This window comes from Streptomyces antibioticus (assembly GCF_002019855.1).
GTDB lineage: Bacteria > Actinomycetota > Actinomycetes > Streptomycetales > Streptomycetaceae > Streptomyces > Streptomyces antibioticus_B.
On the sequence record NZ_CM007717.1, the window covers coordinates 299007 to 313654 of the forward strand.

A 14648-nucleotide genomic window follows, 5' to 3' on the forward strand; every position below is an offset into this window, starting at 1 on the left:
CGCGGCGGACGAGCTTCTTCAGCCGAGCGCCGGGGGCGGCGGACGCGTGTGCGGTCACCGGGACACCTCCTCGCGGAACAGCGACGCGATGGTGCGCAGCGCGAACGTCGCGATCACGATGGAGCCGAGCACGACGACGACTCCGGCCGCGGCGGCCTGGCCGTACTCGTACTTGCGGAACATGGTCAGGTAGATCTCGTAGGGCAGGTTCGTCGTCTGCGAGCCGGGGCCGCCCTGGGTGATGGTGTAGACGGCGTCGAAGGTCTGGACGACGTAGATGGTGCCGAGCAGGATGCCCAGCTCGATGTACTGGCGCAGATGCGGCAGCGTGATGTGGCGGAAGGTCGCCATGGCCGACGCCCCGTCGACGCGGGCCGCCTCCAGGACGTCGCCGGGCTGTGCCTGGAGGCCGGCCAGCAGGATCAGCATCATGAACGGCGTCCACTGCCAGACCAGCGAGACCACGACCGCGGGCATCGGGTAGGAGGAGATCCAGTCGACGGTGGGGCCGTTGTCGGCGCCGAAGAGCCGGTACACGGCGTTGAGGGTGCCGTTGAGCAGGCCGTAGTCGGGGTTGTAGATGGCGTGCTTCCACAGCAGCGCGGCCGCGACCGGCATCACCAGGAACGGCGCGATGAGCAGGGTGCGGGCCAGGCCGCGGCCCGCGAACCGGCGGTCGAGCAGCATCGCCAGGCCGAGGCCGAGGAGCACGCTGATGAGCACCACCGACGCCGTGAGGACGACGGTGTTGAGCACGGCGGTGCGCAGCCGTTCGTCGGTGAAGACGAACTTGAAGTTGGCGAGACCGACGAAGTGGCGGTTGCCCGGCTTGAGGATGTTCCACTCGAAGGTGGAGATGACGAGGGTCGCCACGAACGGGAGCTGGGTGACGACGACGGTGAAGACGAGCGCCGGCAGCAGGGGGATGCGGCGGCGCCATTTCCCGTCGCCCGCGGTCCTGCGCGGGCGGGCCGGCGGGGACGCCGTGCGGGGCGGGTGGGTGAGCGTGGTCATGTGAGGTCCTTCGCCGGGGCCGGCGGGGGTGGGGAAGCGGGGCCCGGCCGGTGTGCGGCCGGCCGGGCTGCGGGCGTCACTTCTGGTAGGTCTCGGCGACGTCCTCGGCGAGCTTCTGGCCGTCCTTCAGGGCCTTGTCGACGGTGGTCTTGCCGGCGATGGCGGCGGAGATCTCCTGGGTGACCTTGGTGCCGAGGTCCTGGAACTCGGGGATGGCCACGTACTGCACGCCGACGGTGGGCCGGGGCTGCACGCCCGGGTTCGCCGGGTCGGCCGCCTCGATGGACTTCAGGGTGATGTCACCGAAGGAACCGGCGGCCTTGCTGTACTCGGGCAGGGCGTAGGTGCTGGCCCGCTTGCCGGCCGGGACGCGCGACCAGCCGAGCTTCTCGCCGACGAGCTTCTCGTACTCCTTGCCGGAGGCCCACAGCATGAACTTCGAGGCGGCGTCGGCCTTCTTGGTGGTCTTGGGCATGGCCCAGGCCCAGGACCAGAGCCAGCCGCTGCTCTTCGTCTCGACGGTCGGCGCGTACGCGTAGCCGACATGGCCGGCGATCTTGCTGGTCTTGGCGTCCTCCAGGGATCCGGCGGCGCTGGTGGCGTCGTACCACATGGCGGCCTTCTTCTGGCTCATCGCGTTCAGGCACTCGGTGAAGCCGGACTGGGCGGCGCCGGCCTGTCCGTGTTCGCGCACCAGGTCGACGTAGAAGTTGGTGGCCTTCTTGAAGGCGGGGCTGTCGACCTCGGCCTTCCAGTCCTTCGTGAACCAGGTGCCGCCGTAGGTGTTGACGACGGTCGTCAGGGTGGCGCCCAGCTCGCCCCAGCCGGCGAGACCGCGCAGGCAGATGCCGCGCATGCCCGGCTCGGCGCCGTCGACCTTGGCGGCGATGTCGGCTATCTGCGGCCAGGTCGGGTGCTCGGGCACCGTGATGCCCTTCGCCGCCATGACGTCCTTGTTGTACATGAGCATGGACGACTCGCCGTAGAACGGCAGGGCGTACAGCTTGCCGTCGGAGCCGGACAGGGAGGTGACGATCGGCTTGAGCAGGTCGCCCTTGTCGAAGGCGGTGTCCTGGTCGGCGTAGGAGCTGAGTTCGTGCAGCCAGCCGTTCTTCTCCCAGATGGGGACCTCGTAGGCGCCGATGGTGGCGACGTCGTACTGGCCGGCCTGGGTGGCGACGTCCTGGGTGACCTTGTCGCGCAGCTCGTTCTCGGGAAGGATCGTGAACTTGACCTTGATGCCGGTGTCCTTGGTGAAGGTGCTCTCGGTCAGCTTCGCGATGTCCTCCATCTGCGGGTTGCCGACCATCAGCACGTTGATGGTCTTCCCGCCGCCGTCCGAGCCCGAGGAGCCGCCGGCCCCGCTACAGCCGACCAGCAGCGAGCCCGCCGCCGCGCTCGTGGCGAGGAGGTGGAGCGTTCTTCTTGTGCGCATGACTGACTCCAGGAGATTTTCATGGGCGCGGGAGGTCGTGCCCTGGCCGTGCGGGTGGGATGAGAGAGAAGAGCGGAGGACGTGGGGGTTCACGCCTGGATGACCTGTGGTCCCAGCAGTGCGTAGCGTTGGGCCTCGGAGTTGCTGAGGCCGGTGTCGGTGACGATGGCCTCGAAGTCCGTGATCTTCGCGAAGGGGCAGAAGCTCACGGCGCCGAACTTGGTGTGCACACCGGAGAACACGCGGCGCCGGGCGACGCGGACGACCTGTGCCTTCACCTGGCTGACCGCGGGGTCGGGCGTGGTGAGCCCGTACTCGCGGGAGATGCCGTTCGCGCCGACGTACGCCAGATCGATGACGAAGCCGGACAGCATGTGGGTGGCCCAGTGGTCGACCGTGGCGAGCGTGCCGCCGCGCACCCGCCCGCCGAGGAGCAGGACGCTGATGTTGCGGGCGCAGGCGAGGGCGCCGGCCGTGGTGAGCGAGGAGGTGACCACGGTCAGGGGCCGGTCGCGCGGGAGTGCGGCGGCGATGAGCTGCGGGGTGTAGCCCTCGTCGATGTAGACGGTCTCGGCGTCCCCGAGGAGCGCGGCGGCGGCCGCCGCGATCCGGTTCTTCTCCGGGACGTGGTCGGTGGCGCGGAAGGCGAGCGTCGTCTCGAAACCGGCGCTCTCGACGGGGTACGCGCCGCCGTGGGTGCGGCGGACGAGCCCGTGCCGTTCCAGCGCGTTCAGATCACGCCGTACGGTCTCGGGCGAGACGCCGAGCGTGCCGGCGAGGTCCTTGACGTCGACGGCCCCGTCACGGCGTGCCGCTTCCAGGATCCCGTGCCTGCGCTCCTCGGCATCCATGGCTGCACCTCCGTCTGACGTCTCTGTCCGGTTGGCCAAATTTCTACAAGGGGATCGCACATGGTGGCCAGGCTCGTCCACCAGCGGATCGTGACCGAATGTGGCCGTGACCGGAGGTACATAATCCCAGGTCAGAGCCCTTTGACAGGTCCCCGTTCGGGATTTCGACGCCTGCTTGGCCCCGGAGCGTGCCCGTTCTCTGCCCGTTTCACCGCCGGGCGGGGGCGGGCGGGCTGGGCGGCCGGTGTCCGGTACCGGCCTTCGGGGGAACTCCGGGCCCGTGCCGCGGGCCGGCGGCCGGCGAGTGGTACGAGCATGAGATGCCCCCACCTCCTCCCGGCCGGCCCGCCCGGCCGTCCGCCCGGCAGCCCGCACGGCGGAGCGGCGAGGAGCCGCGCGTCCCGGACGTGCTGCGGACCGCGGCCGCGTACGCGTGGCGGATCATCGCGGTCGGCGTGGTCGTCCACGTCACGTTCTCCGTGCTCGGGCAGTTCCACCGGATCGCCGTCGCCGTCTTCCTCGGCCTCGTCATCACCGCCGTGCTGCGCCCGGTGGTCGGTCTCCTCGCCCGGTTCCTGCCCCGGCCGCTCGCGGTGGCGACCGCGCTGATCGGCGGCATCGTCCTCGTCCTCGGCGTGCTCGCCCTGGTCGGCGAGACCGCCGCGGATCAGCGCAGCGGGCTGGAGAAGGAGTTCGTGGCGGGCATCGACCGCATCGAGCGCCAGTTGGAGGACCCGCCCTTCCGGTTCCCGCCGGACGCCTTCGACGACCTCCAGTCCCGGATCGGCAGACTCCTTTCGAGCCACCGCTCCACCCTCATCAGTACGGCGCTCAGCGGCGCGAGCCGGCTGGTCGAGGTGCTGACCGTACTCGCCCTGGCCCTGTTCTGCGCCGTGTTCTTCACGCACTCCGGGGACCGGCAGTGGCGGTGGGTGTGCGCTCAGCTCCCCGAGGGGGCGCGCCGGCGGTTCACGGTCGGGGGCCGGGCCGCGTGGCGGACCTTCACCGGGTACACGCACGGCATCCTGCTGGTCGCGGCGACCAACGCGGTCCTCGTGGGCATCGCCCTGTTCGCGCTCGGGGTGCCGCTCGCCATGCCGCTGGCGCTCCTGGAGTTCCTGGCCGCGTTCATCCCCCTGATCGGCTCGCCGATCGCGCTGGCGGTCGCGGCCGTCGTCGCGCTCGCGTCGAAGGGGCCCTTCATCGCGCTGGTGGTCGTGGCCCTGATCGTCGTCATCGGACAGATCGAGGGCCATCTGCTGCACCCCCTGGTGATGAGCTGGGCGGTGCGGCTGCATCCGGTGGTGGTCGCCCTGGCGGTCGTCGGCGGGGCGGTCGCGGCGGGGGTGATCGGCGCGGTGGTCGCCGTACCGCTGGTGGCCGTGGTGTGGGCGGTGTACCAGGCGCTGAAGGCTCCCGCCGCCGATCCCCCGCAGGCCGCTGATCCCCCGCAGGCCGCTGATCCTCCGTAGGCGGGGGCCCGGTTCAGCAGTCGTCGTACTTCCAGGCGCCGTCCTCCAGCGTCCAGGGCTGTGCCTTCTTGTCGAACTCCGGCAGTCCCGTGACCTTGTAGGTGGCGTGCCCCGTCGTGCCGGACACCTCGGCGCGCAGGTCGGTCAGGGGGTGGTCGGCGCCGTGGTCGGCCGCCGCCTGTTTCACGACGGCGGTGTAGGCGTCCTTCGTCGTCTCCTCGGCGCAGCGCGCGGAGAGCATGCCGTACGCCGTGTCCGCGTCACCGGCGAAGTAGGAGGCGGTGTAGACGGCGACGGCGGCCTCCAGGTCGTCGCCCTGGTGCTCGGCGGGAACGCTGATCGTGGGCTCGCTGTCGGCGGGGGTGCCGCCGTCGGAGGAGGAGCAGGCGGTAAGGGCGACGAGGAGCAGCGTGGTGGTGACGGCTGCGTGGGTGCGCGTACGGGTCTGCATGATGTGTCCCCCCTGGACATGATGCGTGCCCCGGCATGGTGGCACGGCGGGCATCGCGGACGGGCCCGCCGGGGGCGTTCGGTGGGGGTCTGTAACGGGGCGGGGACGGGCGTGTGACAGTCGGGGCGGTCAAATTGGCTGGTCACCGGGGTTGCCCGCACGTCACAATCGGGGTCCACCAAGGGGAGGGAACCATGAGCCAGGACCACCTGACTCTCCATGAGCTGCTGCCGCCGCACGAGCTGGCCGCCGCTCTCGACGCGGGGCACGTCACGCGCAAGTCGCACCCGGAACTGCCGCTGTCCATCTACACGTACACGAGGACATGCCAGTACGAGCGGGTGTGGAACCGGGTGACGACCCGCTGCCGGGGTCTCGTGGCCGACGACGCCACCGGGGAGATCGTGGCGCTTCCGCTGCCGAAGTTCTTCAACGTCGGTGAGCACGAGGCCGGTCAGCCCTACGCGCCGAGCCTCCCCGACGAGCCGTTCGAGGTGTACGACAAGGTCGACGGCAGCCTGGCCGTCGTCTTCCACTACGCGGACCGGTGGCGGGTGGCGTCCAAGGGGTCGTTCATCAGCGCGCAGGCCACCTGGGCGCAGCGGCTGCTGGACGGGAAGGACACCTCGCGGCTGGTTCCCGGGGTGACCTACCTGGCCGAGATCCTGTACCCGCAGAATCGTATCGTCGTCGACTACGGCGACCGCCGTGATCTGGTGCTGCTGGCCGCGTTCGGCAAGGACGGCACGGAGGTCGGCCTGTCCGAGGCGGCGCTCCACTGGGCGGGCATCGGATCGGTCGTCACCGTGTGGCCCGCCATGCCGCTCGCCGAGCTGCTGGCGCTGGCCGAGGACAACCGGCTGCCCGGCGGCCGGGCCGCCACCGGCATCGAGGCCGAGGGGTTCGTCCTACGGTTCGCGTCGGGTGTGCGGGCCAAGGCCAAGCTCGCCGAGTACGTCCGGCTCCACAAGGTGCTGACCGGTGTGACCGAGCGGGACATCTGGCGCGGGCACGGCATCCAGCGGTTCGCGGGCCTGCCCGCCAAGCAGGTGGCGCAGGCGCTCGGCTGCTCGGCGGCGGACGTCGAGGCGTCCGGGGGCCGGCCGCTGGACGCGCTCCTCGAGCAGGTGCCGGACGAGTTCGACGCCTGGGTGCGCGCCGTCATCGCCGGTATCGACAAGCAGGTGGGCGACCGTGAGCGGGCGATCGACGCGGCGTTCCGGTCCCTGGCCCCGCTCACCGGCGACCGGGGGGCCTTCGCCCGCGCGGTGCGGGAGCTGCCCGACCCGGCGCTGCGCCCCGCCATGTTCCTGCGCCTGGACGGCCGTCCGACCGAGCTGGTGACCTACCGTGCCGCCCGGCCGGAGGCGTCCGATCCGTTCAAGACCGATGAGGAGAACTGACCGTGCCCGTCGTACACGTCATGACGGGGCTTCCGGCCTCGGGGAAGACCACCGCCGCACGCGCCCTCCAGGCGGAGTCCGAGGGCCGGATGCGGCGCGTCAACCTCGACGATCTGCGGGCGATGCTGGACATTCCGCTGCCTGAAGGCGGCCGCGGGTTCGCGCACGAGCAGACCGTGCTGGCGATCCAGGACGCGGCGGTGCGGGCGGCCGTCGACGGCGGTTTCGACGTCGTCGTGGACAACACGCACATGACCCCGCACATACCGAAGCGGCTGAAGGCCGCCGTGGGCGGACAGGCCACCTTCGTCGTGCACGACTTCACCGACGTGCCGGTGGAGGAGTGCGTGCGGCGCGACGCGCTGCGGGAGCGGGCGGTCGGCGAGGAGATCATCCGGATCCTCGCCGACAAGCACACCACGGCCCGCAAGGGCGGCTGGCGGCTCACCGCGGAGTGGCTCAACGACGTTCCGCCGCCCGTCGAGCCGTACACCGCCGACCCGGCGCTGCCCTCGGCGGTCCTGTGCGACATCGACGGCACGCTCGCGCTGCGGGGCGACCGGGGGCCGTTCGACTTCACGCGCTGCGAGGAGGACCTGCTGAACGTGTCGGTGCGCGGGGCGCTGCGCTCCTTCCGGGGTGCCGACGGCGATGTCGTCGTGCTGCTGTCCGGGCGCGGCGAGGAGCACCGCGGGCGGACGGAGGCGTGGCTGCGCGCGCACGACGTGCCCTACGACGAGCTGTGGATGCGCGCCGCCGGTGACGGTCGCCGCGACGACGTGGTGAAGGCCGAGCTGTTCGACCGGCATGTGCGCCACCGCTTCGCGGTCCGGGTCTCCCTCGACGACCGCGACCGTGTCGTGGCGGTGTGGCGCCGGATGGGGCTGCCGACGTGGCAGGTCAATTACGGCAACTTCTGACGCGGCCTGCGGTGTGTCCGCGGCCCGGCGGGTGCCTGGACGATCCCGGTCCGGCGGGTGGCCGGACGGCCGCTGGATGCCCGGGCGGCCGCTGGTAAAATGGGGGCACGCTTCGACACCGCCGGGGCCCGTACCGATGTGTACGGGCCCCGGCGCGTTCCGGGGCCCGACCAGAAAGGTTCCCCTCCCATGGACGCGAAGCAGCCGGAGTCCGCACGCCCCCGTACGGCGCCGCGGGACGACCTCCCGACGCCCGGGACGGAGTCCCCCGGTCTGCCGCCGGCCGCGTCCTTCGACGCGCTCGGGCTGCCGCCGCGGGTGCTGGAGACGATGAGCGGCCTCGGGGTGACGGAACCCTTCCCGATCCAGGCGGCGACCCTGCCGAACGCGCTGGCGGGACGAGACGTCCTCGGGCGGGCGCGGACCGGCTCCGGCAAGACGCTGGCCTTCGGTCTCGCGCTGCTCGTACGGACGGCGGGCCAGCGCGCGGAGGCGAAGCGGCCGCTCGCGCTGGTCCTGGTGCCGACGCGGGAACTCGCCCAGCAGGTGACCGACGCGCTCACGCCGTACGCGCGGACGCTGAACGTACGGCTCGGTACGGTCGTCGGCGGGCTGTCCATCAACCGGCAGCAGGCGCTGCTGCGCGCGGGCGTCGAGGTGCTGGTCGCGACGCCGGGGCGGCTCACCGACCTGGTCTCCCGCCGCGACTGCCATCTGAACCATGTCCGGATCACGGTGCTGGACGAGGCGGACCAGATGTGCGACCTGGGGTTCCTGCCGCAGGTGTCGGAGATCCTGGAGCAGGTCCCGGCCGACGGGCAGCGGCTGCTGTTCTCGGCGACGCTCGACCGCAACGTCGACCAGTTGGTGCGCGACCACCTGCACGACCCGGTCGCGGTGTCCGTCGACCGGGTGGCGGGCTCGGTCGCCACGATGGAGCACCACGTCCTCAACATCCACCCCGCCGACAAGTACGCGACCGCGACGGAGATCGCCGCGCGGGACGGCCGGGTGCTGATGTTCCTGGACACCAAGGCGGGCGTGGACCAGTTCACCCGTCATCTGCGGGCCAGCGGGGTCCGCGCCGGCGCCCTGCACAGCGGCAAGTCGCAGCCGCAGCGCACGCACACCCTCGCCCAGTTCAAGGAGGGCGCGGTCACCGTGCTGGTCGCCACGAACGTCGCCGCGCGGGGCATCCACATCGACGCGCTGGACCTCGTCGTCAACGTCGACCCGCCGGCCGACGCCAAGGACTACCTCCACCGCGGCGGACGCACGGCACGGGCCGGCGAGTCCGGGCGCGTGGTCACCCTGGTCACGCCCAACCAGCGGCGCGACGTGAACCGGATGATGTCCGACGCCGGGATCCGCCCCACGATCACCCAGGTCCGCTCCGGCGAGGCACAACTCACCGCGCTCACGGGCGCCAAGCGCCCCCCGACCGGCCCGAAGCCCACCGGCAACGCCCCCTTCCGCGGCCTCGGCACCCAACCGGGCCGCCCGGCCAAGCAGTCCCGCAAGGCGACAGAGGCCCGCAAGGCGGCGGAGGCCAGGGCGGCGGCCCGGGTACGGAAGGGCCGCTGAGGGCTACGAGAGGACTTGGGCTGCGGGGTGCTCAGCAGCTCAGATGCCTGACCATCGCGATGCCCGGGTCCCAACTGCCCGCCGGGAACCGGAGGTTTGCGCGGATCGTCTTCGGCTGCAGTCGCGCCCGCTCCGGGCGGCGGACGAGGAAGGGCGCATGAATCCAGGTCAGCAGGTTCACTTCCACGCTTCGTGCGGGCACCTCATCTCGGCCCCGGCCGACCGTGCCGGGATGGATGTCCGGTGTCCGCACTGCCATCAGGTGGTGCGGGTCCCGCCGCCCGACGTGCCGTACGCCTCACCGGTGCCCGTGCCGGCCGGGGCCGTCGAGCCGGTCGTCCTCACCGCCCTGTACGTGACGGCGCTGCTCGGCGGTGTGCTGGGGGCCGGGCTGATCTACGGGGTGATGTTCGACGAGTTCTCGGAGACGGAGCTGGTCGCGTACACGCCGTTGTGGTTCTTCCCGATCGTGTTCGGACTCTACGGCTTCGTCTCCCAGCGGCTGCTGCGCCGTATCGCCTCCGGGCGCGCGCGGAGTCTCAACGAGGCCGCGCGAATCTCCATCGACGTCGCGGGACACTGGGCGGCCCTGTTCCTGTTCCCGTTCCTGGTGCTGAGGTGGCGCAGCTCCCTGCTCGTGTCGCTGGCGGCGGCGGTCTTCTGGGCCGGGCTGCTCTGGTTCTTCTTCGTCGCCATCTTCCCGACGCTGTGAGGACGTTGAGACGCCGATGATGTTCGGTTACTCCGACGAGTGGTGGGTGCTGCTGCTCTACCCGGCCGTGCTGTGGGTGCTGTTCGGGCCGTTCGCCATGGCCTCGTTGGGGGCGTGGTGCGCCTCGGCGCCCGGGCCGCGGCCTCGACTGTGGTCGGTGCTGGTCCCGTTGGGGCCCGTGGTGACCTCCGCGGTCGTCATGGTCTTCCCGCTGAGCCGGTGGGAGCGGCCGCGGCGGGTGGACGGCGCCCTCGAAACTCCCCAGCAGGTGTACGACTTCCTCGGCTATCTCGGCGTGTACGTGGGCGCGATCACCCTGCTCCCCTGGCTGCTCGGCTACGGCGTCACCCGCCTGGTGCGCTTCCTGCGGAGCCGTCGGCAGACGTAAGGGATGAGTTCGCCATATGGGGTATGTATCAGGTTATGGGAGTTCACCTGATCACAGGCGCCGGCTCGGGTATCGGCGCGGCGGTGGCGGCGCTGTTCGCCTCGCGGGGGCAGGAGTTGTGGCTGCTGGCCCGGAACGAGGCGCGGGCGGAGGAGTTGCGTGCCCGGTTCCCGGAGAGCCGGACGCTCGTCGCCGATCTGTCCGCGCCGGCGTCGATACGCGACCGGCTGGCGGCGCAGGTGCTGCCTGAGCGGCTCGACTCGCTGCTGCATGTGGCCGGGGTCGTGGAGTCGGGCCGGGTGGGCGAGTTGAGCGCCGAGTCCTGGCAGGACACGCTCGCGGTGAACCTCGTCGCCCCTGCGGAGCTGACCGGAGTGCTGCTGCCCGCGTTGCGCGCGGGCCGGGGACACGTCGTGTTCGTCAACTCGGGTGCGGGCGTGCACGCGCCGCCCCGGCTGAGCGCGTACGCCGCGTCCAAGTTCGGTCTGAAGGCGCTGGCCGAGTCGCTGCGGGCGGAGGAGTACGCGCACGGCGTCAGGGTGACCACCGTGTATCCCGGGGAGACGGACACGCCCATGCAGGTCAGGCTGCACGAGCAGTTCGGTCTCCCCTATCAGCCGGAGGCCCATATGAGTCCGGCCTCGGTGGCGGCCGCCGTGGTCACGGCGCTGGATCTGCCGCGGGACGCGACGATGAGCGATCTGATGCTGCGCCCGGGCTGCTGAGCCCCGCGGCGGTGCGGCCGGCTCCGGTGCGTCCGGGGTCGGCCGCGCCCGTCCCCCAGTGGCCCACCAGCTCGGCGTAGAGCGGGACTTGGGCCAGGAGCGCGGCATGGGTGCCGGTGCTCGGGTGGGTGCCGTCGAGCAGGAGGACCCGGTCCGCGCGCGGGGCCAGGGACATGCGGTGCGCGAGGGTGACGACGGTGCCGGGCCGCCGTCGGAACGCCTCCTCGACACGTCGTTCGGCCGCCGCGTCGAGATGCCGGGTGACCTCGTCGAGGACGACCAGCCGGGCGTCCGAGAGATAGGCGCGGGCGAGCGCGACGAGGGCGCGTTCGCCGGAGGAGAGCGTGGCCGGGTCGACAGCGCCGTCGGTTCCCCCGATCCGCTCGGCCAGCCCGTCGAGCCCGAGTTCCATGAGGGCGTCGGTGAGGGCGTGGTCGGGGGTGTCGGGGGCGAGGTAGCGGAGGTTCTCGCCCAGGGTGCCGGCGAACACGTAGGGGTCCTGCGGCACCAGGACCCGGGCCCGGACCAGGTCGTGCCGGGCGATGCGGTCCAGGGGCGCTCCCCCGAGGGCGGCCCGTCCGCTGTCGGGCGGCAGCATGCCCGCGAGGACGGCGGCCAATGTCGACTTGCCGATGCCGGAGGGGCCGACGACGACCAGGTGTTCGCCGTCGGCGAGGGTCAGGTCGAGTCCGTCGAGGACGGGTTCGGCCCCGGGGCCGTAGGCGAAGACGATCCCCGTCAGCGCCGCCGAACCGTCCACCGGTCGCAGCGCGGGGTGGGGGTCGGGGGGCGGTTCCGGACGGCGGGCGGCCTCGGCGAGCCGTTCGGCGGCCACGGCGAGCCGCAGCCAGGAGGCGCCGAGCCCCTGCACCAGCAGCCGGACGGCGGGTTCGAGGGTGGCCAGGACGTAGGCGAGCACGCCCACGATCGCGCCGGCGGTCATGCCCCGCTCGCGCAGGTCCGGCGCGGCGAGGACGACGAGGAGGAGGGGGCTGTGCGCGCCGAGGGCCACGATGAGCCGCCGTAGCGCCGAGACGGAGGCCAGGGCGCGTGCGGTGCGCAGATGGGTGTGGACGGCGTCGAGGGCGTCGCGTCGGGCGTGCTCCTGGGCCCCGCAGGCGACGATGTCGCGCAGGGCGGTGACGGTCGCGACGGTACGGCCCGCCAGCGCCTCCTCGGCGTCGAAGGCCGCGCGCTGTCTGCGGACGGTGGCGGGCGCGAGGGCGGCGAAGAGGGCCAGGGCGACGAGCAGCGGGCCGGCGACCAGCGGGACGGCGGCGGGGGCCAGGACGGCCGTGCCCGCGACGACGGCGGCGACCGTCAGGACGAACTGCCACAGCAGCATGAGCTGGCCGGCGAGCGCGTCCCGGACGGCCTCCACCTGCCGGGTGAGCCGGGCGACGGCGACCGCGGCGGAGCCGTCCGATGGCGTGCGGAAGGCGTCCGGGGGTGCCGTCGCGCGGTGCAGGGTGCCGGTGACGACGTCGCGCAGCAGCCGGTCGCGCAGCGGTTCGACGATCTCGGCGAGCCAGGGGTAGGTCTGCCGGCCGGCCCAGGCGCCGCCGAGGGTGCTCAGGGCGAACACGCCGAGTCCGAGGGCGGCGGTGCGGGGCCGGTCCAGCAGGAAGCCCTGGTCGACGGCGACGGCGAGGGCCTTGCCGGAGACCAGGGCGGGCGCCGCGGCGAGCAGGGTCCACCAGGTCAGCCGGAGCGCGGCGGCGCGGTTCGCGGTGAGACCGGCCCGGATCAGGCGCAGGGCGGTGCCGTGGGCCGCGGTGAGGGAGGGCTTCGCCGGGCGCGGGTCGGTGCGGGGTGGGCCGGTGGTGCGGTGCGCCATGGGCGGGCGTCCTCTCATGTCGTCAACGGCCTTGTGTGTCACCGGACTTGTGACGCGGGTCAGTCGTCCGTGCCGCGGAACAGAGCGCGGTAGGCGGGCACCTCCCACAGTTCGTGGTGCGGGGCGACGGCTTCGACGTGTCCCTCGTGCAGCCAGGCCACGAGGTCCGCGCGGGCGGCCGTGGCGGTGCGGCGGGTCACCACCAGGCGGGTGCGGTCGCCGTAGGAGTCGTCCAGGGCGCGCAGGACCGCGGCCTCGGTGGCGGAGTCCAGGCTGGAGGTGGCGTCGTCGAGGACGAGGAGGCGGCTGTCGCGGGCCAGGGCGCGGGCGAGGCCGAGGCGTTGGCGCTGTCCGCCGGAGAGCGGCGCCTCGGCGAGCGGGGTGCGGTAGCCGTCCGGGAGGCGGCGGATGAACCCGTCGGCCTGTGCGGCGCGGGCGGCCGCACGGACCCGCGTCTCGGGGAGCGGGTCGGCGGCGGCGCGCAGGGCGTCGAGGACCGTGGGGCCGGTCAGCTCCGGGTCGCAGAAGGCGTAGGAGACGGCGGCGCGCAGGGCGGCGGGGCTGATCTCGTCCAGGGGGGTGCCGTCGAGCAGCACGGTGCCGCGGTCGGGGGCCATCAGGCCGCCCGCCACCGCCGCGAGCAGGGAGGTGCCGGAACCGGAGCGGCCGACGAGGGCGACGCAGCGCCGTGCGGGCAGCACGAGGTCCAGCCCGTCGAGGACGGTGCCGCCGGGGGTGTGGACGGTGATGCCGCGCAGCTCGACCCGCCCGGGTCCCGGGGGCAGGGCGCGCAGGCCGGGCGGCTGCGGGGGCACGGCGAGCACCTCCCGTACCCGCTGGTGCCCGGCGCGGGCGCGGGCGAGGTCCAGCAGGCTCTGCGCGGCGCCGAAGCCGCCGAGGCCGAGCGTGGCGTAACCGAGCGCGGCGACGAGCCCGCCGGCGCCGAGCGTGCCGGTGGAGAGTTCGTGTCCGGCGACGGCGATCACGGTGATCTGCGTGGCGGGGGCGAGGAGTCCCGTGGACCAGGCGACGCGGCGCTGGCTGTCCCACAGGGCGCGTCCGTGGCGGCCGAGTTCGGGCACCGGCCGCAGGACCCGCTCGATCTCGCGGTCGACGGTGCCGGCGGCGGCGATGGTGCGGTGTCCGGCCAGCGCGTCCAGGAGGCGGGCGGCGACGGCTGCCTGTGCGCGCTGGTAGCCCTCGCCCCGGGTCACGGTGCGCCGCAGATGCCGTCGGAGCAGCAGCCAGCCGGCCGGTGCGGTGACGAGGAAGGCGGCGGCGAGTTCCGGGGCGAGCAGTGCCAGGGCGAGCACGGAGCCCGCGGCCATGGCGAGTTGGGCGACGGCGTACACGGCGGCCTGCGTGCTGAGTCCGGCCTCGCCCGCGCTCGCCGTGAGGCGGGCCGCGAGGTCGCCGGTCGCCGTCCGCCGGGCGGGGTGGGGGCCGACGGCCATGATGTGCCGTACCAGGGCGGCGCGCAGGCGCGCGGTGGCCTCGGCGGTGGCGCGCGGGCCGGCGTACTGGGCGAGGGTCTCGGCGGCGGTGAGCGCGCCGAGGACGGTGGCGAGCGGCAGGAGGCCCTGTCCGGTGGTGCCGGACAGGTCGCGGTCGACGGCGGTGGCGAGGACGGCGGGCAGGAGCAGCGCGGCGGCGGAACTCGCGGCCACGCCCAGGGCGAGGAGGCCGGGCCACAGCCATGGCCTGCTCCCCTGCCGAGTGGGGGCGCGGGCCGTGTCGCAGCTCCTGGGATCGGTCGTAGGATCGGGGTCCCCGCTCCGCCGGGGCTGCTGTCGGTGGTCCTGTCCCATGCGAGGCTCCTGCGCGCGATGAACCGGGCGATGTACGGGGCGATGTGC

Annotated in this window: 14 protein-coding genes; 7 read left to right on the forward strand and 7 right to left on the reverse strand. The window is 73.0% G+C overall.

The window, feature by feature from the left end; all coding sequences use genetic code 11:
* Positions 1-54 precede the first annotated feature (54 nt).
* From AFM16_RS01405 to AFM16_RS01415, 3 genes are all read right to left on the reverse strand, one after another.
* Entirely contained in the window at positions 55-1014 is a 960-nt protein-coding gene (locus tag AFM16_RS01405) for a carbohydrate ABC transporter permease (RefSeq protein WP_030780562.1), read from the reverse strand.
* A 76-nt stretch (positions 1015-1090) separates the two neighbouring features.
* On the reverse strand, positions 1091-2449 hold the full coding sequence (locus AFM16_RS01410; RefSeq protein ID WP_030780565.1) for an ABC transporter substrate-binding protein: 1359 nt from the start codon (positions 2447-2449) through the stop codon (positions 1091-1093).
* 89 nt (positions 2450-2538) lie between these two features.
* Positions 2539-3300, reverse strand: a complete 762-nt coding sequence (locus tag AFM16_RS01415; RefSeq protein WP_078631788.1) for a DeoR/GlpR family DNA-binding transcription regulator — start codon at positions 3298-3300, stop codon at positions 2539-2541.
* A 320-nt stretch (positions 3301-3620) separates the two neighbouring features.
* Between AFM16_RS01415 and AFM16_RS01420 the strand changes: the two genes are divergently transcribed.
* Positions 3621-4772, forward strand: a complete 1152-nt coding sequence (locus tag AFM16_RS01420) for an AI-2E family transporter (RefSeq protein ID WP_256861261.1) — start codon at positions 3621-3623, stop codon at positions 4770-4772.
* A gap of 13 nt (positions 4773-4785) precedes the next feature.
* On the opposite strand, the gene AFM16_RS01425 is transcribed toward AFM16_RS01420, so the two are convergent.
* Positions 4786-5223, reverse strand: coding sequence for a hypothetical protein (locus AFM16_RS01425; protein WP_078631790.1), 438 nt, complete (start codon positions 5221-5223; stop codon positions 4786-4788).
* 194 nt (positions 5224-5417) lie between these two features.
* Between AFM16_RS01425 and AFM16_RS01430 the strand changes: the two genes are divergently transcribed.
* The 3 genes from AFM16_RS01430 to AFM16_RS01440 all read left to right on the forward strand — a co-directional run bounded on the left by AFM16_RS01430 (position 5418) and on the right by AFM16_RS01440 (position 9130).
* A complete protein-coding gene (locus tag AFM16_RS01430; RefSeq protein ID WP_078631791.1) occupies positions 5418-6626 on the forward strand; it encodes an RNA ligase in 1209 nt (402 codons plus the stop codon).
* 2 nt (positions 6627-6628) lie between these two features.
* Entirely contained in the window at positions 6629-7546 is a 918-nt protein-coding gene (locus tag AFM16_RS01435; RefSeq protein WP_245177595.1) for a phosphatase domain-containing protein, read from the forward strand.
* A gap of 189 nt (positions 7547-7735) precedes the next feature.
* Positions 7736-9130, forward strand: coding sequence for a DEAD/DEAH box helicase (locus AFM16_RS01440; RefSeq protein WP_078631792.1), 1395 nt, complete (start codon positions 7736-7738; stop codon positions 9128-9130).
* Between the two features lie 31 nt (positions 9131-9161).
* Here AFM16_RS01440 and AFM16_RS39260 read toward each other — a convergent pair whose 3' ends face one another.
* Positions 9162-9317: a hypothetical protein gene (locus AFM16_RS39260; RefSeq protein ID WP_167797110.1), complete on the reverse strand. Its 156-nt coding sequence runs from the start codon at positions 9315-9317 to the stop codon at positions 9162-9164.
* Positions 9318-9362: 45 nt separating this feature from the next.
* Between AFM16_RS39260 and AFM16_RS01445 the strand changes: the two genes are divergently transcribed.
* Genes AFM16_RS01445 through AFM16_RS01455 form a run of 3 tightly spaced genes read left to right on the forward strand, consistent with a single transcriptional unit; the run spans position 9363 to position 10955 of the window.
* The gene (locus AFM16_RS01445; RefSeq protein ID WP_245177596.1) at positions 9363-9842 is read left to right on the forward strand and encodes a hypothetical protein; all 480 of its coding nucleotides are present in this window, start codon (positions 9363-9365) and stop codon (positions 9840-9842) included.
* Between the two features lie 16 nt (positions 9843-9858).
* Entirely contained in the window at positions 9859-10230 is a 372-nt protein-coding gene (locus AFM16_RS01450; protein WP_078631796.1) for a hypothetical protein, read from the forward strand.
* Positions 10231-10265: 35 nt separating this feature from the next.
* On the forward strand, positions 10266-10955 hold the full coding sequence (locus AFM16_RS01455; RefSeq protein ID WP_078631798.1) for an SDR family oxidoreductase: 690 nt from the start codon (positions 10266-10268) through the stop codon (positions 10953-10955).
* On the opposite strand, the gene AFM16_RS01460 is transcribed toward AFM16_RS01455, so the two are convergent.
* Together AFM16_RS01460 and AFM16_RS01465 are read right to left on the reverse strand one after the other, a co-directional pair.
* Complete coding sequence (locus tag AFM16_RS01460; protein ID WP_078631800.1) at positions 10891-12792, reverse strand: ATP-binding cassette domain-containing protein; 1902 nt, start codon at positions 12790-12792, stop codon at positions 10891-10893. The genes AFM16_RS01455 and AFM16_RS01460 overlap by 65 nt on opposite strands.
* A gap of 59 nt (positions 12793-12851) precedes the next feature.
* A complete protein-coding gene (locus AFM16_RS01465) occupies positions 12852-14459 on the reverse strand; it encodes an ATP-binding cassette domain-containing protein (protein ID WP_245177597.1) in 1608 nt (535 codons plus the stop codon).
* Positions 14460-14648 lie beyond the last annotated feature (189 nt).

Excerpts from the sequence above, each read along its gene's own strand:
- AFM16_RS01405 (WP_030780562.1), bottom strand. The coding sequence starts at position 1,014 with ATGACCACGCTCACCCACCCGCCCCGCACGGCGTCCCCGCCGGCCCGC.
- AFM16_RS01410 (WP_030780565.1), bottom strand. The coding sequence starts at position 2,449 with ATGCGCACAAGAAGAACGCTCCACCTCCTCGCCACGAGCGCGGCGGCG.
- AFM16_RS01415 (WP_078631788.1), bottom strand. The coding sequence starts at position 3,300 with ATGGATGCCGAGGAGCGCAGGCACGGGATCCTGGAAGCGGCACGCCGT.
- AFM16_RS01420 (WP_256861261.1), top strand. The coding sequence starts at position 3,621 with ATGCCCCCACCTCCTCCCGGCCGGCCCGCCCGGCCGTCCGCCCGGCAG.
- AFM16_RS01425 (WP_078631790.1), bottom strand. The coding sequence starts at position 5,223 with ATGCAGACCCGTACGCGCACCCACGCAGCCGTCACCACCACGCTGCTC.
- AFM16_RS01430 (WP_078631791.1), top strand. The coding sequence starts at position 5,418 with ATGAGCCAGGACCACCTGACTCTCCATGAGCTGCTGCCGCCGCACGAG.
- AFM16_RS01440 (WP_078631792.1), top strand. The coding sequence starts at position 7,736 with ATGGACGCGAAGCAGCCGGAGTCCGCACGCCCCCGTACGGCGCCGCGG.
- AFM16_RS01445 (WP_245177596.1), top strand. The coding sequence starts at position 9,363 with ATGGATGTCCGGTGTCCGCACTGCCATCAGGTGGTGCGGGTCCCGCCG.
- AFM16_RS01450 (WP_078631796.1), top strand. The coding sequence starts at position 9,859 with ATGATGTTCGGTTACTCCGACGAGTGGTGGGTGCTGCTGCTCTACCCG.
- AFM16_RS01455 (WP_078631798.1), top strand. The coding sequence starts at position 10,266 with ATGGGAGTTCACCTGATCACAGGCGCCGGCTCGGGTATCGGCGCGGCG.
- AFM16_RS01460 (WP_078631800.1), bottom strand. The coding sequence starts at position 12,792 with ATGGCGCACCGCACCACCGGCCCACCCCGCACCGACCCGCGCCCGGCG.